Genomic DNA, 19394 nt, shown 5'->3' with positions numbered 1-19394 from the left:
ATCTCGGGGAGTCCGAGGACGGGGAGCGCGCCGCCATCAAGCTGCTGCACGTGCGCTTCACCGGTGAGGCCCACGCGCGTTCCCGCTTCGCCCGCGAGCTCACGGCGGCCCGGCGGGTCGCGGCCTTCTGCACGGCCCGGGTGCTCGTCGCCGACCTCGACGGCGAAGCGCCGTACATCGCGAGCGAGCTGATCGACGGGCCCTCGCTGCGCCAGGTCGTCGAGCGGGACGGGCCGCTGAGCGGGGAGGCGCTCGAACGCCTCGCCATCGGCACGGCCACCGCGCTGACCGCGATCCACCACGCCGGGATCGCCCACCGTGACTTCAAGCCCGACAACGTGCTGCTCGCCACGGACGGCCCCCGGGTCGTCGACTTCGGCATCGCCAAGATCATCGACGAGAGTGGGACGATCACCACCCGCGCGGTCGGGACCCCCGCCTACATGGCGCCCGAGCAGATCGCCGACGAGCGCGTCGGTCTCCCCGCCGACGTGTTCGCCTGGGCCTCCACCATCGTCTTCAGCGCCACCGGCAAGGCGCCCTTCGGCGGCGACACGATCGTGGCGACGCTCAACCGGGTCATCAACCACGAAGCCGACCTGAGCGCCCTCCCCGACGACCTGCGCGCGACCGTCGCCTCCTGCCTGAACAAGGACCAGAGGCTCCGTCCCACCGCTGACGAGGTGCTCAAACGCCTGCTCGGCCATCCGGTGGACGAGGCCGAGGCCTCCGAGGAGGTGCTGGCCGAGGGCGCCCAGGCCGCCACGGTCGACCTGACCCGGGTGGAGGCGCGGCCCAGGAGCCGGCGACGCCGCCGGATGACCGCGGCCGTGGCCGCGGCGGTCATCGGCCTGGCCGCCACCTTCGCCGTCGTCCGGTTCGGCCCCGCCTTCGGCGGGAACGGACCGGTTCACCCGGGGCCGGGCGCCTCCACCCCGGCCCCGGAGAGCGCGGCCCGCTCGCCCCTGCTCGACCGGCTCAAGGCCGGCGGCGTGCTGAAAGTGGGCTACCGCAACGGCTTACCGGGGGTCTCACTGGGCGTCCCGCCCACCGGGTTCGAGGTCGAGGTGGCCGAACACATCGCCAGGGCGCTGAAGGTGCCCGAGGGAAAGGTCAGGTTCGTGCCCGTGGGCTACGCCGACCGGGAGGCGGCGGTCGAGCGGGGCAAGGTGGACCTCGTGATCGCCAACCTCTCGATCGACAGCGCCGACCGCAGCCGGGTCGCCTTCGCCGGGCCCTACTACGTGGCCCATCGCGACGTGCTCGTCCGGGCCGGCATGAAGATCTCCGAAGTGGAGCACCTGCGCGGCAAGAGGCTCTGCCTGGCGGCCGGCCAGAGCACCGGCTCCATGATCAGCGACATGGGCGTCACCTTCGTCGCCGTCCACGACGATGACACCTCCAAGTGCGCGAACCGGGTGGCCGACGGCAGGGCCGACGCCCTGCCCGGTGACGACGTGCTGATCGCCGGGTTCGGCGCCCGCCTGCGCGGGACGGGACTCAAGATCGCCGGGATCCGGCTCACCACCGAGCGGTACGGCGTGGCCCTGCGATCCGGCGATCCCCGGGCCTGCCAGGCGATCAACGGGGCGATCGGGGCCATGTACGCCGACGGGACCATGCAGGCGCTGCTCGAACGCAACTTCGGCAGGGTCGGGTTCCGTTTCGAGACCGACCTGCCCCGGCTGGAGGACTGCCGGTAGCCGGCACGGCCCGGTGGCGGGCCGCACCGCCCCCGGCGGACGGCCCGCCACCGCAGGCGGTGCGGGAGGAACGCCGTCCCCCACCGCGGCTCAGGACGCCGGGCAGGCCGCTAGGGACACGGAACAGAGTGCTAAGGACGTGGGACAGGGCGCTCAGGACGTGGGACAGGGCGCTCAGGACTCAGGACGCGGGGCAGGCTGATGTCAGGGTCAGGACGCGGGGCAGGTCGTGCCCTTCGAGGGAGTCTTCCCGTCGAGCAGGTAGCCGTCGACGACCTTCTTCACGCACGTGTCGCCGGACAGGTACGCGCCGTGGCCCTCGCCCTTGTAGGTGACCAGCACGCCGCTCCCGAGCTCCGCGGCCATCCTCGGCGCCCACTCGTACGGCGTGGCGGGGTCGCCGGTGCCGCCGACCACCACGATGGGCGCCGAGCCGGTGGCGTTCACCTTCCTGGCCTGGTCACTGCCCGGAACCGGCCACACCCGGCAGATGGTCCCCAGCCCCGCGCTGCCGAACAGCGGCGAGATCTTCAACGCCGCCTTCTCGATCCTGGCCAGTTCCTGCGGGGTGGGCCGTTCGGCGGTGTCCGCGCAACTGATTGCCGGGAAGCTGCTCATGAGGGTCGAGTAGGACCCGTCGGGCTTGCGGCCGTTGTAGCTGTCGGCCAGGGCCAACAGGATCCGGCCGTCGCCGGTGAACCCCTGGCTCAGGGCCTGCTCCAGCAGCGGCCAGCTCAGCTTGGAGTACAGCGCGGCGGCGATGCCGGTGCTGGCCAGTCCCTGGGTGAGCTTGCGGTCGCCGACCTGCAGCGGCTTGTCCTTCAGGTCGGCCAGGAAGTTGTCGACGTTCTTGTTCGCGATGGTCACGTCGGCGCCGACCTCGCACTGGCCGGGGCCCTTGACGCAGTCCTTCAGGAAGGACTCGTAGGCGTTCTGGAACCCGGACGTCTGGACCAGCGTGCGCTGCGCCAGGGTGACGCTGGGGTCGAGCGGGGCGTCCAGCACGAAACGCCCCACGTTCTCGGTGAACTCGGTGGCGTAGACCGCGCCGAGCTGCGTGCCGTACGAGATGCCGAAGTAGTTGAGCCGGTTGTCGCCCAGGGCCTCACGGAGCCGGTCCATGTCGCGGGCGGCGTTCACCGTGCCGACGTAGGGCAGGACCTCGCCGGAGGTCTGCCGGCAGGCGTTGACGAAGTCCTTGATGATCCTGTCCATCTCGGCCTGCTCCGCCGGGCTGGTGGCCACGCTGTTCATCGAGGTGAACCTGTCCATGATCCTGTTGTCGCCGCACCGGACGCCGTCGCTGCGCTCCACCCCTCGCGGGTCGAAGCTGACCAGGTCGTAGCGGGCGCGCAGGGTGCCGAAGACCTTGACGGCCTGGGCCAGGGTGTCGACACCGGACCCGCCGGGGCCGCCGAAGTTGAAGACCAGGGAGCCGATCCGCTCGCCGGGACCGGTGGCCTTGGCCCGGATCACCGCCATGTCCACTGTCCCGGCGGTGGGCTTGGCGTAGTCGAGGGGGACCTTGAGCGTCCCGCACTGCAGGTTGGGGTCGGGCTTGGCCGGAGCCTGACCGTCAGGACGCTCGATGTCGGTGCACGGGCCCCAGGCGATCGTGCCCGACGGCTGCACCGAGCCCTGTGCCGAGCTCTGGACGGACCCCGGCGTGGAGGGACCGCCGGCGGCACCGTACCCGCTGGGCGAGGTGCCGCCGCCGCAGGCGGCCAGCGCAGTGGACAGGACCGCCGTCACGGTGGCGGCCGTCAGGATTCTTCGCACGGAGTGCTCCCCTCGTATTGTTCGCCGGGGGGAGCGATTCAACACTAACCGGACGGGGCCTTCCAAAGAAGGACCCGCCCGGCATAGATCACAGTCCCATGGACTGAGTGTCGTTGCTCTCGGCGCCGCCCGCCTCGGTGACACCGTTCTTCAGGTGGTACTTGGCGATCGCGTCGCTCAGCACCGCCGAGTCGAGCTCGCCCCGCCTGACGAGCTGGGTGAGCACGGCGAGCGTGATCGAGGCCGCGTCCACGTGGAAGTGGCGGCGCAGCGCCGACCGGGTGTCCGACAGGCCGAAGCCGTCGGTGCCGAGCGAGGTCCAGTCACCCGGAACCCACTGGGCGATCTGGTCCTGCACCGCGCGCATGTAGTCGCTGACGCCCACGAACGGCCCCTGGGCCGCCGACAGCGCCTGGGTCACGTACGGCACGCGCTGCTCGGCGTCGGGGTTGAGCAGGTTGTGCTCCTCGGCGGCCAGCGCCTCGCGGCGCAGCTCCGCCCAGGAGGTCGCCGACCAGACCTCGGCCGCCACGCCCCACTCCTCGGCCAGCATCCGCTGGGCCTCCATGGCCCACGGACCGGCCACGCCGGACACCAGGATGTTGGCCTTCGGACCCTGTGCGGCCGGCGCCGCGGCGAACCGGTAGAGGCCCTTGAGCAGGCCCTCGACGTCCAGGTCGGCCGGCTCGGCCGGCTGCGGGTAGGGCTCGTTGTAGACGGTCAGGTAGTAGAAGACGTTCTCCGGCTGCTCGCCGTACATCCTCCGCAGGCCGTCCTTGACGATGTGGGCCACCTCGAAACCCCACGACGGGTCGTAGGACACCGCCGCCGGGTTCGTCGAGGCGATCAGCGGGGTGTGGCCGTCCTCGTGCTGCAGGCCCTCGCCGTTCAGCGTGGTGCGGCCGGCGGTGGCGCCGAGCAGGAAGCCCCGGCCCATCTGGTCGGCGAGCTGCCACATCTGGTCGGCGGTGCGCTGCCAGCCGAACATCGAGTAGAAGATGTAGATCGGGATCATGTGCTCGCCGTGCGTGGCGTAGGCCGAGCCCACGGCGATCGTCGAGGCCATCGAGCCTGACTCGCTGATGCCCTCGTGCAGGATCTGACCCTCGGTCGACTCCTTGTAGGACAGCAGCAGCTCGCGGTCCACGGCATCGTAGGTCTGGCCGTGCGGCGAGTAGATCTTGGCGGTCGGGAAGATCGCGTCGAGACCGAAGGTGCGCGCCTCGTCCGGGATGATCGGCACGAACCGGTGGCCGATCTCCTTGTCGCGCATGAGGTCCTTGAGCAACCGGACGAACGCCATGGTGGTGGCGACGTTCTGCTTGCCGGAACCCTTCTTGAGCTGCGCGTAGGCGGCGTCGCCCGGAAGCTTGACGGGCTTGGCGCGGATCACGCGCTTGGGCAGGAAGCCGCCCAGGGCCGCGCGGCGCTCCTTCATGTATTCGATCTCGGGGTCGTTCTCGCCCGGGTGGAAGTAGGGCGGCAGGTCGCCTTCGAGCGCGGAGTCCGGGATCGGCAGGTAGAGCCGGTCGCGGAACTCCTTCAGGTCGGCCTTGGACATCTTCTTCATCTGGTGCGTCGCGTTGCGCGCCTCGAAGTCCTTGCCCAGCGTCCAGCCCTTGATGGTCTGGGCGAGGATGACCGTCGGCTGGCCGACGTGCTCACGGGCCGCCTTGTAGGCTGCGTAGACCTTGCGGTAGTCGTGGCCGCCGCGCGACAGCTTGCGGATGTCCTCGTCCGACAGGTGCTCGACCATCTTGCGCAGCCGGGGGTCGCCGCCGAAGAAGTTCTCCCGGATGTACTCGCCGCTCTCGACGGAGTAGGTCTGGAACTGGCCGTCGGGGACGGTGTTCATCTTGTTGACCAGCACGCCGTCGACGTCGGCCGCCAGCAGCGGGTCCCAGTCGCGGCCCCATACGACCTTGATGACGTTCCAGCCGGCGCCCCGGAAGTAGGACTCCAGCTCCTGGATGATCTTGCCGTTGCCACGCACCGGGCCGTCGAGACGCTGCAGGTTGCAGTTGATGACGAAGGTGAGGTTGTCGAGCTCCTCGCGGGCGGCCAGGCCGATCGCGCCGAGCGACTCCGGCTCGTCCATCTCGCCGTCGCCGAGGTAGCACCAGACGTGGCTGCGGCTGGTGTCCTTGATCTTCCGGTTCAGCAGGTAGCGGTTGAACCGGGCCTGGTAGATCGCGCCGATCGGGCCGAGGCCCATGGAGACGGTGGGGAACTCCCAGAAGTCCGGCATCAGACGCGGGTGCGGGTAGGAGGGCAGGCCCTTGAAGCCGTGCGACAGCTCCTGCCGGAAGGCGTCGAGCTGGGCCTCGTTCAGGCGGCCCTCCAGGAACGCCCGGGCGTAGATGCCCGGTGCGGCGTGGCCCTGGATGAAGACCTGGTCCCCGGACTCGCCGTGGTCCTTGCCGCGGAAGAAGTGGTTGAAACCCACCTCGTAGAGCGACGCGGCCGAGGCGTAGGTCGCGATGTGGCCGCCGACGTTGGTGCGGGCGTTGGCCCGGGTCACCATGACGGCCGCGTTCCACCGGATGTAGGCACGGATCCGGCGCTCGACGTACTCGTCGCCAGGGAACCAGGGCTCTCGCTCCGGAGGGATGGTGTTGATGTAGTCGGTGCTGCGCAGGCCGGGGACCCCGACCTGGTTCTCGCGGGCCCGCTCCAACAGGCGAAGCATCAAATAACGGGCCCGAGTGCGACCTTCCGTCTTGATGACGTTGTCGAGCGACTCGAGCCACTCCTGGGTCTCGCTGGGGTCGACATCAGGGAGCTGGCTGGGTAGGCCGTCGCTGATGACCGAGAAACGCTGGCGTCCGGAAGCCACTGGGTCTCGCCTTCCGAGGATGGACTTTTGTCTGGTGTAGGTCGTCTTCCATCCTGGTCTCTTACCCCGGAAAGTGCATCTCTACTGACCGGTAACCAGGAGGTCCCTGCTGGCAGGGGCCTGTAAGTGGCCTAGACCACCGATGGTAGGACGAATAGCCACCAAAGGTTACATCCATGCCCCTTCATTCTGGAGGGCTGGGCCGTACGAATCCGGAAGGCCGCGGTGCCGGAGGAGGTGGGAGGGGTCCGTGGGGCTCCGGATACCGACTCTGTCGCGGCGTGCCGGCGCGGGGAGGGCGCGCCCCGGTCTACCGATCCGGTAAAGAAAGATCCTTAATCCGGTCGGCATCGAGGTCGCACCCCCTTGTACGGTGCGGTTCGGCGGCAGATGTGCGTATCCGGTGCCACCCGGACTGCGCGCTGTCGTCGTCCCAGCTCAGGATGGATCGTAGGATCGGGTATGTGAGATCTCAGACAATCGAGGTGGTAACGGGCTCCCGCGAGCGGGTGCACAACATCACCGCCGAGTGCGAGAGCTTCGTCCGGTCGTGTGGGGGGGACGGTCTGCTGAACGTCTTCGTGCCGCACGCGACCGCGGGGGTCGCGCTGATCGAGCTCGGCTCGGGCAGTGACGACGACCTGATCGCGGCCTTGAAGGACCTGCTTCCGGCCGACGACAGATGGAGGCATGCGCACGGATCCAGAGGGCATGGACGGTCGCATGTCATGCCGGCTCTCATTCCTCCGTACGCCACCGTCCCGGTTCTGTCCGGGCGGCTCGCACTGGGCACCTGGCAGTCCATTGCCGTTGTGGATCTCAACATCGACAATCGGGAACGCCAGGTCCGTTTGTCATTTTTGTCGGACTAATTCATACGTAGCCCAGTCGTTGCCGTGGCGACCGTTGACGACCGAGGGTCACAGCGTGTGGACTGTGCCGAAGCACTTTGAGCGCCGTGCAATCGCGGGGCCATTCAAGCAGGAGGGACAAACGTGAGCGCGACCGCGGGTCAGGCGCAGGGCGAACGCAGCCTGGCCGAACGACTCGGTCTCAAGCCGGGTCAGGTGGTGCAGGAGATCGGATGGGACGAGGACGCCGATGACGATCTGCGCGACTCCATCGAGGAACTGACCGGCAACGAACTGGTCGATGAAGACTTCGAGGACGTCGTCGACATCGTGCTGCTGTGGTGGCGCGACGGAGACGGTGATCTGTTCGATGCCCTGAGCAGCGTGCTGACCAACCTGAGCGAGGGGGGCCAGATCTGGCTGCTCACCCCCAAAGCGGGGCGGGACGGGCACGTGGAGCCAAGCGACATCGGGGAAGACGCCACGACGGCGGGTCTCTCGCAGACCAGCAGCATCAGCGCTGCCCCCGACTGGTCGGGAACGAGGCTGGCCACGCCTAAGGCGCGCCGCTAAGGGGACCTGCCCTGCCGTACGGCTCGCGCGAGCCGTACGGCAGGATGATGGCGCGCCCATCATCCGATGAAAGGACCTCTGGTATGGCAGTCGAGGTAGGCTCTCCGGCTCCGGATTTCGAGCTGAAGGATCAGCACGGCACTCCGGTCAAGCTTTCGGACTACCGGGGCAGAAGGGTCGTCTTGATCTTCTACCCCCTCGCGTTCAGCGGCGTCTGTCACGGTGAACTCTGCGCCATCCGCGACGAGTTCATCGCCACCGCGCCCGAGGACGTCCAGGTGGTGACCGTCTCGGTCGACTCGGTGTTCACCCACCGGGCCTGGGCGGACCGGGAGGGCTACACCTTCCCACTGCTCTCCGACTTCTGGCCGCACGGACAGGTCGCCCAGGCGTACGGTGTGTTCGATGAGGAGAAGGGACTCGCCATCCGAGGCACCTTCATCATCGACGGCGAGGGCGTGGTCCGCTGGAGCGTCGTGAAGCCGATCCCGGAGGCACGCGACGTCGCCGACTACCACAAGGCGCTCGCCGAACTTTCCTGAGCGGTGATCCGGCGGACGCTCACGGGGCGTCCGCCGGTCTCGACCTTCCGGAGGCGATCATGCCCTGCTTCTCCTGCGGGGCCAGGCAGAGCGACCCGATCCGTGGTGCCAGCCCGTGGAAGCGCGGGGTGCGTCAGGAGACGCAGGTGCTCATCTGCCCGGACTGCCAGCGCGCGCACGATCTCGATCTCGACACGTGCTCCACGTGCGGCTCCGTCGCGCTCATCTGCCGGCTCGGCGAGGTGGAGTGCCGCTCCTGCGGGGCCGTGCGACCGGCGCGGGCCGGCGGACAGGCCGAGGTCCCCTGTGCGCCCGGCCTGGCGGACGAGGTCGAGGCCGCCCTGAACCGCGTCCTCGGGCGCGTCCATTGATGCTCATATATCGGCATTAAGTGCATTTATGAGCATGTGGAGTGATCTGCCGATATCCCCATGCGCTAAGGTCGGGCTCGGCCCTGCCCCTTCGACCTGCTGGATGCGTGCATGAGCTCCTTCGTTGTGGCCCTTGACGTCGGCGGCACGTCCATGAAGGGCGGTCTCGTCACCCGCTCGGGCGAGGTCCTCCGCACCGACCGCCGGGCGACCCCGCGCGACGAAGGACCCGCCGCCGTCGTCGGGACGATCCGGTCCTTCATCGACGACCTCGCCGTCGCCGGCGGCGGCACCCCCGCGGGAGTCGGCCTGGCCGTACCGGGCCTGGTCACCGCCGACGCGGCGCTCTACTCCGCCAACATCGGCTGGCGCGACGTCCCCGCGGCCGACTTCGTCCCGCTCGACGTGCCCGTCATGCTCGGCCACGACGTGCGCACCGGCGGCCTCGCCGAGAGCGTGCTCGGCGCCGGCCGAGAGGTCTCCGACTTCCTCTTCCTGCCCATCGGCACGGGCATCGCCGGCGCCGTGATCGTCGACGGCGAGCCGTACGGCGGAGCCGCCGGATGGGGAGGTGAGATCGGTCACATCCCGGTCTTCCCCGAGGGGGAGACATGCGCCTGCGGCCAGATCGGCTGCCTGGAGACCTACGCCTCGGCCTCCGCCGTCGGCCGCCGCTACTCCGCCCGGGCCGCCTCACCCGCCACGGCCGAACAGGTCGCCGCGCTGACCGTCTCAGGTGACCCTGTGGCCGCGGAGGTGTGGGACGACGCGGTCGAGGCACTGTCCCTCGCCCTGGCCACCTACACGCTGCTCCTGGACCCCTCCGCGATCGTCCTGGGCGGCGGCCTGGCCGAAGCCGGTCCCCTCCTGGCCGATCCGCTGGCCGACCGCCTCCGCAAGCGCCTGACATTCCGCGCCGCCCCGCCGCTCCGGCCGGCCGCCCTGGGCGTCAACGCGGGCATGCTCGGCGCGGCCCTCCTCGGCTGGCGCGCGGCCGGAGTCCCCGACGCCGGCGCCACGTGGTCATTGGATGTGCTGAAATCCCCCCGGGTGGCGTAAGGTGTTATCCCGTCTGTCGGACGGGATTCCCGGGGCGCTTAGCTCAGCGGTAGAGCGCTCGCCTTACAAGCGAGATGTCACTGGTTCGAACCCAGTAGTGCCCACCTAGGATGGCTCTGACCTGGAGTAATAGGTCGGAGCCTTCTGTGTTTTCGGATGAGATGCCGGGCCTCGTCGCTCGGTGAGTGCTCGCTGTACCGGCGAATCGCTTCGGAGAGGCGGTCCTCGCTTGGATGAGTCCGCTCTCTTGACGGTTTTACGAGAACCTCGGGGGCTGAAGGCAACATTGGTGCCAGATCCCAGGCTGACCTGGGGTCCTGCCTTTGGCGTAGCTCGTGAGGGATGGCCGAACAGGCCTGTCGCTTGAGGAAGTACGACTTACACTCATCGGTATGAGCGTCATGCGTCAGGAACTGCGATCTGGTGGATCGGTTGCCTGAGGCGGAGCTGCGTCCGGCTCTGGAGTTGATCCGTGGTCGCCTGGACAAGCACGAGGGCGCCGAGCGCGATCTTCCGTTCGTCGCTTCCTTCGAGGCCGAGCCTGATCTCGCCGAGCGGCATGAGGAGATTCTCCGTTCGGAGTGGGGCCGCTGACGTGCTCCTGTGTGACACGGGTGTCCTTCTCGCTGGGGGCAATGCGAAGGACCAACATCACCGAGAGTGTCTGCGACTCCTCCGGCAGGCGGAAGGCCCCTACTTGTGCCGTCTCCGGTGATGGGCGAGGTCGGCTACCCCCTTGACTCTCGTGTGGGCCCACGGGCCGAGGTGACGTTCCTCAAATCGCTCGGTGGCAACGGGTTTCATGTGGCCGGACCGGAGGATGAAGATCTCCCGCGCATGGCTCAGCTCGTCGAGACCTATATCGACTCGCCGCTGGGGCCCGTCGACGCGGCGGTGACCACCATCGCTGAACGTCTCGGGCTGAAGGAGATCGCCACAGTGGACCATAGGCACTTCAGAGTGGTCCGGCCTCGTCATATATCGGCGTTCAGGCTGCTGCCGGACTGACCGGTGGCATGCCGCACCTGAGTGACTAACTGAGTGACAACGACCACGGACCAGGTCGGACGTCAGTGGACGGCCGAGAACTGTACTCGCAGGTCATAGGCGATATCAGCCCTGCTCGGGGTCCCGTTCGGATCGCCTTACGAGCGAGATGTCACTGGTTCGAACCCAGTAGCGCCCACCACAAGCCCCTGGCCTGCCAAGACAGGTCAAGGGCTTTGTTTCTCGACTGAGCCCTCTCTGCTGCATCGTTCAGGCACACCTCGCTTAGAACTCCTAACAGTATGAGGTCGGCCGTGTCTGAGAACATGATTGTTTTCGGAGTGGGCCGTCTGCCCAAGGGGCACCTCCGGAAGTGTCCTATACGATCTCCCGATGCTGATGCGGAAGAACACGCTAACAAGCCATCGCTCGTGGGCGTGTTTCGTGGTGGCAGTGAGCGCTTCGCTGGTGCCGTGGGCGTTGCTCGCAACGACGGAGGGCGAATGGTCCACCCCCCCTTGCCTTTGGCAATGCTCGCCACCTCCTTCCCCGGGGTCTCGAACCGGGACTTCATAGCTCTGGACGTCTTCGTCATCGGCGTCCTGCCGCTTCTGATAGGCATCGCCGCCATGAAAAGATCTCGCACGCTGATCGGCACCACCGGCGCAATCTGCGGCGTCCTGGCCCTGCTCCATCTGGGGCTCGTGCTGAGAGAACTCCCGATAACCCTTCCGCCGGCGGATGCCACCGCGGACATGTTCGCCGGCAGCCAACCGGACTTCTACTTCGGTACACACCCCGACGGAGGGGTCTGGGCGCTGGCGCCCATCGCCTATGCGGCCAGCGTTATCGCACTCCTTGTCGCCGCCGGGCCGAGAGGTCGCGGGGTACCGCGGAACGGCTGACCTCGTGCCTGCCGTACTCCCTGTTCACTTTCCGGTCCCCATACCCAATGAGGCTCTGCTTGCGTCCGGGATCGCGGTAACGGCGTTCGATCGTCAGTAGCAACGACTCGATACGTTGCCGGGTCTCATCGGGGACAATCCGCGATGGCCGCTCACCCTTCCTCACCCCCGGTTCGACGATTGGCCATGTTCCCGGACGCTGCTGACCTCATTCTGTATGGTGCTTGATGCTCCTCGTGGACGCCGTACGGGGTGATCCTGTCCGGCTCACCGATTGTCGAGACCGAGGATTTCGACGGCGGACTCGACGGCCATGAGGTCAGCCAGTACTGACCATTTGCGCATTCGCCGCCTCCACGAAGTCTCGAAGCGCCCGGCGTGCTTTCCGGCCCTGCACAGTCCGATCGGCCTCGTCGGCTGCTTCGTGAAGTTCCTCGGTGAGCCTCAGAGTCAACGACGCCGCATCCCTGAGGTTCTCGTCGGTGCAGACCAGTCGCAGCCGGAAAAGAGCTGCTGTCGCGTTGGCGCGTTGATGATAGGACTCATCGCGCGCAGCCAGAGCCGCGCTGCCCGCCGGGTTCTCCTGCGCTTGATGCCACCGATCGTTCTGGCTCTTACGGAATGCCGTCACGGCTTCGGCGAAAGCGCTGTAGGCCATCAGACGCTCCTGCCATAACCGGTCCTCCCGCGCGAACCGCCGCGCCTGCTTCGCGCTACGCAACTGGAAGACGTAGCTGGCCGCGACGCCGAGCAGGGTTCCGGCAATGGCGATGAGGCTTGTGATCGCACTCTCCATCCCGCCAGTGGATCACGGCCGCTCCGGCGCTGGGAGGGCTTTCCGTGCGGACGTTCAGACCGACCCTCTTGCTGTTGAAGGTCGGTTTAAGCTGCGACGCCACACACGCCTGGGAACTCACGCGGTAGCTGTTCCGACTCGCGGATGTCGAACGAGCTGACGGGACCGGTTCCCCGGCCGGCTGTATGCGCCTCACCGAGGACGCGGTGTCCTGAGGCCGTTTCCTCGGGGCGGATCCCGACTGCCGCCGGCGAGCGCTGAACCACGTTGTACACAGCCGTGCGCGGGGTCCGGCGTCTGTGATCGCGGCATGGGATCGCGTGGAGCCGGCGCGCGCCAATCGCTACTCTCGGAGGCATCGCCCGGCCCGCCCTCGCATCGAGAGGATCTCAGTGACTGAGCCCGCCCGCTCCTGGCCGCACCTGCTCGCAGCACTGTTGCGCGGGAACGACCTCACCGCGGACGACACCCGATGGGCCATGCGGCAGGTCATGGACGACGTGGCCGACCCCGTCCAGCTCGCCGGGTTCCTGGTCGCCCTACGTGCCAAGGGCGAGAGCGCCGCGGAGCTCCGCGGAATGCTCGACGCCCTCATGGAACGGGTCGTGCCCCTCCCGGTCGACGGCGCGGACGTCGTCGACATCGTCGGTACCGGCGGCGACGGCGCCCACACCGTGAACGTGAGCACCATGGCGGCGATCGTCGCCGCCGCCGCCGGCGCCCCGGTCGTCAAGAACGGCGGCCGATCGGTGTCCAGCAAGGCCGGTTCCGCCGACGTCCTCGAAGCTCTGGGTCTGCCGCTCGATCTCACGCCCGACGGCATCGCCCGGTGCCTGCGCGAAACCGGCATCGGCTTCACCTTCGCCCCGCGTTTCCACCACGGGCTCCGTCACGCCCTCCCGGTGCGCAAGGCGCTCGGTGTCCCCACCGCCATCAATTACCTGGCGCCGCTGACCAACCCCGCCAGTCCCCGCGCCGCCCTTGTCGGCTGCTCCAACCCCGCCCTCGCCCCGGTCCTGGCGACGGTGCTCGCCGAACGGGGCACCAGCGCCCTGGTCGTGCGCGGAGAGGACGGCCTCGACGAAATCACCACCGCCGCGCCTACCGACGTCTGGATCGCAGGCAGCGGCGGCGTCCGGCGGGAGACGCTGGACGCCGCCGACTTCGGCCTCGCGCGCAGCACACCGGACGCGCTCCGCGGCGGTGACGCCGCCTACAACGCCTCGGTCGTCCACCGGGTCCTGGCCGGCGAGCCGGGCGCCGCCCGCGACGCCGTCCTCGCCAACGCGGCCGGAGCCCTCGCCGCCCACCGCCATCTCGGGGGAGGCCTCCATGACGCCTTCGCGGCCGGTCTGGAGGAAGCGCGTAACGCCATCGACAGCGGCGGCGCCACCGCCACCCTCGGCAACTGGCTGAAGCTCGCGTCGTCCCTGGCCGACCGGCGGTGCTGACAGAACGTCGACTGGCGGCGCTGACAGAGCGGCGGCGCTGACAGAGCGGCGGCGCTGACAGAGCGGCGGCGCTGACAGAATAGGGTCGGCGGCGCCGGCAGAACGCCCGCCGGCAACGCTGACAGAAAATGGCCGGCCGCGCCTCCCCGGCCCCGACCTCGATCCGCGCCTGGACCGGCCGGTACACGCCATCGGCTGACCGCCGGCGCACGCGTCGTCCGCTTGGAGACGCCCGCGCACTCGGCCGGAGGTCGATGAATCCGGCCTGTCTGTACGGGGCGGCGCCGACGGGCTCCGGGCCTGGAGGCTCGCTTCTCCACCGAGTCACGCCGCCCGATGCGCGCCGTACCTCTGCTCGCCGAGGTGCTGACTCGCCACCCATGCACGCCTGAGCTTTACGGCTGCCGGCCGTGCGGGCGAGGGCTGATGATTGCGCGCCCGGGGTTCTCGGCGTTGCGGATGCCCTGCGGGGTCTTCCCCGCTCCCAGGTCAGGGGCGGCCCGGCCTGCTGGGACCTGGATCACCACCCGAGGGTCGGTGGCGGGCGTCCGGCGCGGGCGGCCCCCAGGGGGCGTTCCGTGTCGCGCCTGGTCGCGCGGCGCGGAAGGTGTGCAACCATTCGCGTTGCTGATGCAAGAAACAAAAAAGAGACTGCAGCTAAAAAGCAAGACTATGAAACTGTTTCGCATGGGCCTTGTGGAACGGGGGGCGCGGGTCCTAATGTCACCTCACCCTCATGGCGCCGCTCTGCCCCGGGCGTCTTCAGGGGGTCGCCCCCCGAGAGAAACGAGCATTCGATGTCACGGAGCATCACAGGAGCTGTGGCGAGGTGGTCCAGCAGGCCGCCGTGGAGGGTCGCGGCGGCGATCGCCGCGGTGACCACGGCCGCCCTCGGCGCCGTGCCCGGCGGCACAGCGTTCACCGGCACCGCACTCGCCGGCACAGGCGCGGTCGGTGCCTCGACTCCGGCCGCGACGCGCGCCGTTCCCGTCGTGACGCGCGCAGCCCTCGACCCGGCGCTCGTCGCGGGTCGGGGCGCGGACGTCGGCTTCGCCGAGCAGGAGGCGGAGAACGCGGCGACGGACGGCACGATCATCGGTCCGGACCGCTCCGCGTACACGCTGCCGGCGGAGGCGTCCGGCCGTAAGGCGGTCAAGTTGGCACCGGGTCAGCACGTCGAGTTCACGCTGCCGGTCGCGGCCAACGCGATCACCGTGCGCTACAGCATCCCGGACGCGCCCGGCGGCGGCGGCATCACCGCGCCGCTCGGAGTCACGGTGAACGGCGGGGGCAGGAAGACCATGACCCTCACGTCGCAGTACGCGTGGCTGTACAACCAATATCCGTTCTCGAACGACCCGAACGCCGGGCTGCTGCACCCTGACTGGTGGATCACCGAGTGCGCCTGTGTGCCCGCCGCCACGACACCGCCTCCGGTGATCACGACGCCGTTCCGGCCGAGCCACTTCTACGACGAGCAGCGCCTCCTGTTCGGCCGGACGTATCGTGCGGGTGACAAGGTACGGCTCACGGTCCCCGCCGGGAGCAACGCCGCGTGGACGGTCATCGACCTGCTCGATTCGGAGCTCGTCGGCCGCCCGCACGTCGACCTCGTCGCGGCGAACGTGCTGGCGTTCGGCGCCGACCCGTCGGGCAAGCGCGACTCCGCCGACGCGTTCGACAGGGCGATCGCCTTCGCGCAGCGCAGGCATCTCAAGGTTTACCTCCCGCCGGGCACGTACCAGGTGAACCGCCACATCATCGTCGACAACGTGACGATCAGGGGCGCCGGCAGCTGGTACACGATCATCAAGGGCCGCGAGGTCGTCCTGCCCGCCCCGGCCCCCGACGGCTCGGTCCACACCGGCGTCGGCTTCTACGGCAAGGACGCGGCGGTCGGCGGCAGCAGGAACGTCCACCTGTCGGGCTTCGCGATCGAGGGCGACGTCCGCGAGCGCATCGACACCGACCAGGTGAACGGGATCGGCGGGGCGATGACCGACTCGACCATCGACGGCCTCCACATCCGCCACACCAAGGTGGGCATGTGGTTCGACGGGCCGATGACGAACCTGCGGATCACGGACAACGTCGTCGTCGACCAGATCGCCGACGCGCTCAACTTCCACACCGGCGTCACGGACTCGGTCGTGTCGAACAACTTCGTCCGCAACACCGGCGACGACGGCCTCGCCATGTGGTCCGAGAAGACCGCGAACGCCGGCAACACCTTCGACCACAACACCGTGCAGACGCCGGTCCTCGCCAACGGCATCGCCGTCTACGGCGGTACGGACAACACCGTCTCCAACAACCTCATCGCCGACCCGATCCGCGAGGGCAGCGGCATCCACGTCGGGTCCCGCTTCGGCGCCGAGCCGTTCACCGGGCACCTGCGGATCACCGGCAACACCACGGCCCGCGCCGGAACCTACGAGCTGAACTGGCGAATCGGCCTGGGGGCCATCTGGTTCTACGCCCTCGACAGGAACATCGACGCGGACATCCAGGTGGTCGGGAACCACTTCCTCGACAGCACCTACAACGCGATCATGCTGGTCAGTGACTGGCCGGTGAAGGACCTGTACTCGATCACGAACGTCCGTTTCAAGGACACCAGGGTCGACGGCACGGGCACCTCGGTGGTCAGCGCCCGTGTGAAGGGGGCCGCGTCTTTCGAGAACGTGGACGCTCGCAACGTCGGCGCGGTCGGCGTCAACAACTGCGGGTCGTTCAACTTCCCGTCCACCGGCTCGGAGTTCTCGCTGACGGACCTCGGCGGCAACGACGGGGGCGGCACCACCGGGCCCTGGCTCGCCCCGTGGGAGCTGCCGAACACCATCACCTGCGACGATCGTCCGCCGGTCGTCGCACCGCCGGCACCGTCCCCGTGGTGACACTCCACCGGGACGCATTCCAGTGACGGCCAAGGCCGTCACTTCCGCCGCGGAGGCGATCGGCCTGGTCCCCGGGTTCGGGAGATCATCGGCCAGCAGGATCACCAACCTGGCATAACGCTCTCAACTGGGGGAATAAGGTGCCGATGGTTCCTGAAACCCTTCCTGCCGACGGCGACACCCGCACTTTCCTCGGCGCGATCATACGTAATCCGCACCAGCTGGGCGCGATCGCGCCCAGCTCGAAGGCCGTTGCCTGCCTGGCCGCGTCGGTCGTTCCGAACACCGGCGAAGCCGTCGTCGTCGAACTCGGAGCCGGAGGCGGCGTGATCAGCGACGCGATCCGCCGTCGCCTGCCGCCGGGCGGACGGCAGATCGCCGTCGAGCTCAACGACGGCATGGTCCGCCACCTGCGGCGTAGCCGCCCGTGGCTGGAAGTGATCCCCGGCGACGCGGGCGATCTGGGGAAATTCCTGGGACAGGCCGGGGTGACACAGGTCGACGCGGTCGTCTCCTCGCTCCCCTGGACCCTGTTCGACGAACAGCATCAGAAGCGCATTCTGGACGAGGTTTCGGCCGTGCTCGCGGTGGGCGGGACGTTCAGCACCGTCATCACGCTGGCCGCGATGCCGTTCCGGCGGTTCCGGCAGTTCCGCGCACTCCTGAAGGGCACCTTCACCACCGTCGGCGTCCTGGGCCCAGTCTGGCTCAACGTCCCGCCCGCGCTGGTCTTCACGGCGTCGACGTCCTGTCCCTCCCCCGGGAGGGTCGCGTAGTCCGCCGGCCGCCTGTCATGTGCCGGCGCGGCGCCCACCCCGCCCCGGACGGGCGCCGGAGTCGGAGTCGGTGGCGACGGCCGTACGCGCGTCAGCAGATCGCCTGGGCCCACGTCCGCGCTGCCGGATCGGCTCGAAGCCCGGTTGGGCCCGTGACCGCCGGGTCTGGGCATGGACGGGCCGCCCTATCCCAGTCAGGCCTGTGGGTTGCACTGCGGACTGGTACAGGGTGGCCCGTAACGCCAGATAATGCCGATGTCATGGGCCGTTGACAAGTGTTTTACCTGCAGAAACTCCAAATTGGGGACGATGTGAACAGTGAGACTGGTGTGGCGATCCGCGGGCAGGAGCGCACACCTCCAAGCCTCACACGGGCCTCCCGGACGCGTTCTTCCGAGCTGCCGGAGAGGACGCTTCCGTTCACATGAACGGCGGTCCGAGATCCTGATCGACGCGGCGCCGGGAGACCGCGACGACGTTCGGGTGCTCGTCGCCGAGCGTCTGGCGCATGTCGTCGACGACGCGGGAGCGCAGCCGTCCGGGCTCCTCGCTCCGATCGCCGGTCCGGAGGGTGATCGCCAGATTCGCCGAGCACGCCTGGGTGGCGGGGTGGTCGGGACCCAGCAGCGCCGAGGTCCACTGCTCCAGGGCTTCGCCCGGCCCGCTCTTCCCGAGATCGCTCAGGCAGTCGGCCAGGTTCACTGTGGGAACGCACGCTACGACGGAGACACCCTCTTGGCCGGGTCATCGCCGGTGAATTCGGGAGGCTCACCGGTGATTCGCACCATTCATGCCTCATCCAGGTGGAGATGGCCTGTTCGCGGCCTTCGATGAACGGAGTCGTGGATGCCGGGCCGCTCAGTTCTCAGGGGGCGGGCCGAGGATCTCGATCACGTGCTGGGCCGTGACCGGCCGGAGGTGAGCCCGTACGGGTCGGAGCCGCTGCCGACCCAGGTCAGGCGTCGCGTACGGCGGGCCGGCCGTCCGGGTCGCGGCGCCCGCGAGGCAGGGTGGGCACGTAGCTGTAGTCCTCGCCGTCCACGGAGGCGATGTCCTCGTACGTCACCCACTGCTCGACGACGCGGGACTCGGCGCCCACCCGCGTCGACCAGTAGACGAGAGCTGTCCAGGCGCCGCGGTCGTCGCGGCGGCGGGCCCTCAGCCAGGCGGTGCCGTCCAGGTAGCGGACGAGCGGCGCGCGTGGGGGCAGCTCGGTTTCGTCCACGGCCGGATCGTATCGAAAGGGAAGGAAGTCGGGAAGAACGGATCTCGTCAGACTCCACCGGTATGGCCGGCACGGCGGAGCGCGCGGGCGAGCGGCTCAGCGATCGGTCCATCTGGTGGGCGCCGGTCAGAAGCTCGGTCACGTTGGCGCGCGGCGTCTTGGCCACGAGATCGCGGAACTGGCCGACGAACACGAACGGCCTGTTCAGGCGTCATGCGGGGCGCAGCACCGACGCAGTTCGCATCCAGGGAGTTGCGCTCGACCGTGCCCGGAGGTGACCCTCCTGACAGGGCGTAACCGGGAGGTAGGGCATGGGCGAGAGGCCGCTCCTGCGGGTGGTACGCGGGAATCCGACACCCGAGGAACTGGTGGCGCTCATCGCCGTCGTGCTCGCGCGCGAGTCCTCGGCCGCCGCTGTGGAGGCGGGACCGTCCGCCTGGGCCGACCGCTCTCGGTCCATGCGGCAGTCGCCCGTTCCGAACCGCCGGGGCGTCGGCGACGACGCTCGGATGCCGGCCCCCTGGCGGCAGGCGACGGCGGATCGCGTCGCTGATCACGCCGCCTCCGGCTCCGAGTTCGACGACGACGGCTTCGCCGGTGTTCGGAACGACCGACGCGGCCAGGCAGGCAACGGCCTTCGAGC

At 68.9% G+C, this 19394-nt stretch carries 18 protein-coding genes and 1 tRNA gene; 14 read left to right on the top strand and 5 right to left on the bottom strand.

The annotated features are described in order from the left end of the window. A partial coding sequence (locus CA984_RS30635) for a bifunctional serine/threonine-protein kinase/glutamate ABC transporter substrate-binding protein (protein WP_133061822.1) occupies positions 1 to 1703 on the top strand: 1703 nt, incomplete at its 5' end. Between the two features lie 210 nt (positions 1704 to 1913). Here CA984_RS30635 and CA984_RS30630 read toward each other — a convergent pair. Both CA984_RS30630 and aceE read right to left on the bottom strand, forming a co-directional pair. Then, positions 1914 to 3482 (bottom strand): alpha/beta hydrolase, encoded by a 1569-nt coding sequence (locus CA984_RS30630; RefSeq protein WP_086576974.1) that lies wholly within the window; start codon positions 3480 to 3482, stop codon positions 1914 to 1916. Positions 3483 to 3570: 88 nt separating this feature from the next. Beyond that, the gene (gene aceE, locus CA984_RS30625) at positions 3571 to 6318 is read right to left on the bottom strand and encodes a pyruvate dehydrogenase (acetyl-transferring), homodimeric type (protein WP_086576973.1); all 2748 of its coding nucleotides are present in this window, start codon (positions 6316 to 6318) and stop codon (positions 3571 to 3573) included. Positions 6319 to 6782: 464 nt separating this feature from the next. Between aceE and CA984_RS30620 the strand changes: the two genes are divergently transcribed. From CA984_RS30620 to CA984_RS30585, 9 genes are all read left to right on the top strand, one after another. Continuing rightward, entirely contained in the window at positions 6783 to 7190 is a 408-nt protein-coding gene (locus CA984_RS30620) for a secondary thiamine-phosphate synthase enzyme YjbQ (protein WP_086576972.1), read from the top strand. Positions 7191 to 7313: 123 nt separating this feature from the next. Then, on the top strand, positions 7314 to 7742 hold the full coding sequence (locus tag CA984_RS30615; protein WP_012893470.1) for a DUF3052 domain-containing protein: 429 nt from the start codon (positions 7314 to 7316) through the stop codon (positions 7740 to 7742). Positions 7743 to 7825: 83 nt separating this feature from the next. Further along, a complete protein-coding gene (locus CA984_RS30610; RefSeq protein WP_031170118.1) occupies positions 7826 to 8284 on the top strand; it encodes a peroxiredoxin in 459 nt (152 codons plus the stop codon). 59 nt (positions 8285 to 8343) lie between these two features. Further along, positions 8344 to 8655 carry a hypothetical protein gene (locus CA984_RS30605; RefSeq protein WP_086576971.1) on the top strand — a complete coding sequence of 104 codons (312 nt, stop codon included), beginning with the start codon at positions 8344 to 8346 and terminating at the stop codon, positions 8653 to 8655. A gap of 111 nt (positions 8656 to 8766) precedes the next feature. Beyond that, positions 8767 to 9714: an ROK family protein gene (locus CA984_RS30600; protein ID WP_086576970.1), complete on the top strand. Its 948-nt coding sequence runs from the start codon at positions 8767 to 8769 to the stop codon at positions 9712 to 9714. Positions 9715 to 9746: 32 nt separating this feature from the next. Further along, positions 9747 to 9818 (top strand) — tRNA-Val (locus tag CA984_RS30595). Positions 9819 to 10137: 319 nt separating this feature from the next. Further along, complete coding sequence (locus tag CA984_RS46525) at positions 10138 to 10308, top strand: hypothetical protein (RefSeq protein WP_165781475.1); 171 nt, start codon at positions 10138 to 10140, stop codon at positions 10306 to 10308. Positions 10309 to 10428: 120 nt separating this feature from the next. After that, entirely contained in the window at positions 10429 to 10722 is a 294-nt protein-coding gene (locus CA984_RS30590; RefSeq protein ID WP_086576976.1) for a PIN domain-containing protein, read from the top strand. A gap of 509 nt (positions 10723 to 11231) precedes the next feature. Continuing rightward, complete coding sequence (locus CA984_RS30585) at positions 11232 to 11606, top strand: hypothetical protein (RefSeq protein ID WP_133061821.1); 375 nt, start codon at positions 11232 to 11234, stop codon at positions 11604 to 11606. Positions 11607 to 11925: 319 nt separating this feature from the next. Here CA984_RS30585 and CA984_RS30580 read toward each other — a convergent pair whose 3' ends face one another. Further along, positions 11926 to 12402, bottom strand: coding sequence for a hypothetical protein (locus CA984_RS30580; RefSeq protein ID WP_086576968.1), 477 nt, complete (start codon positions 12400 to 12402; stop codon positions 11926 to 11928). A 392-nt stretch (positions 12403 to 12794) separates the two neighbouring features. Between CA984_RS30580 and trpD the strand changes: the two genes are divergently transcribed. The 3 genes from trpD to CA984_RS30565 all read left to right on the top strand — a co-directional run bounded on the left by trpD (position 12795) and on the right by CA984_RS30565 (position 17526). Then, positions 12795 to 13853, top strand: a complete 1059-nt coding sequence (trpD, locus tag CA984_RS30575; protein ID WP_086576967.1) for an anthranilate phosphoribosyltransferase — start codon at positions 12795 to 12797, stop codon at positions 13851 to 13853. Positions 13854 to 14674: 821 nt separating this feature from the next. Further along, positions 14675 to 16750: a glycosyl hydrolase family 28-related protein gene (locus CA984_RS30570; RefSeq protein ID WP_108724636.1), complete on the top strand. Its 2076-nt coding sequence runs from the start codon at positions 14675 to 14677 to the stop codon at positions 16748 to 16750. Positions 16751 to 16896: 146 nt separating this feature from the next. After that, on the top strand, positions 16897 to 17526 hold the full coding sequence (locus CA984_RS30565) for a class I SAM-dependent methyltransferase (protein ID WP_086576966.1): 630 nt from the start codon (positions 16897 to 16899) through the stop codon (positions 17524 to 17526). Positions 17527 to 17946: 420 nt separating this feature from the next. Here CA984_RS30565 and CA984_RS30560 read toward each other — a convergent pair whose 3' ends face one another. After that, on the bottom strand, positions 17947 to 18228 hold the full coding sequence (locus tag CA984_RS30560) for a tetratricopeptide repeat protein (protein ID WP_086576965.1): 282 nt from the start codon (positions 18226 to 18228) through the stop codon (positions 17947 to 17949). Positions 18229 to 18481: 253 nt separating this feature from the next. Beyond that, positions 18482 to 18751, bottom strand: coding sequence for a hypothetical protein (locus CA984_RS30555; protein WP_086576964.1), 270 nt, complete (start codon positions 18749 to 18751; stop codon positions 18482 to 18484). A gap of 311 nt (positions 18752 to 19062) precedes the next feature. Here CA984_RS30555 and CA984_RS47390 point away from each other — a divergent pair. Then, a partial coding sequence (locus CA984_RS47390) for an acyl-CoA carboxylase subunit epsilon (RefSeq protein WP_207621107.1) occupies positions 19063 to 19394 on the top strand: 332 nt, incomplete at its 3' end.

It is taken from the genome of Streptosporangium minutum, assembly GCF_002149035.1.
GTDB lineage: Bacteria > Actinomycetota > Actinomycetes > Streptosporangiales > Streptosporangiaceae > Streptosporangium > Streptosporangium minutum.
Note: the sequence above shows the minus strand (reverse complement) of the source record. Positions and strands in the feature narration are given on the sequence as shown.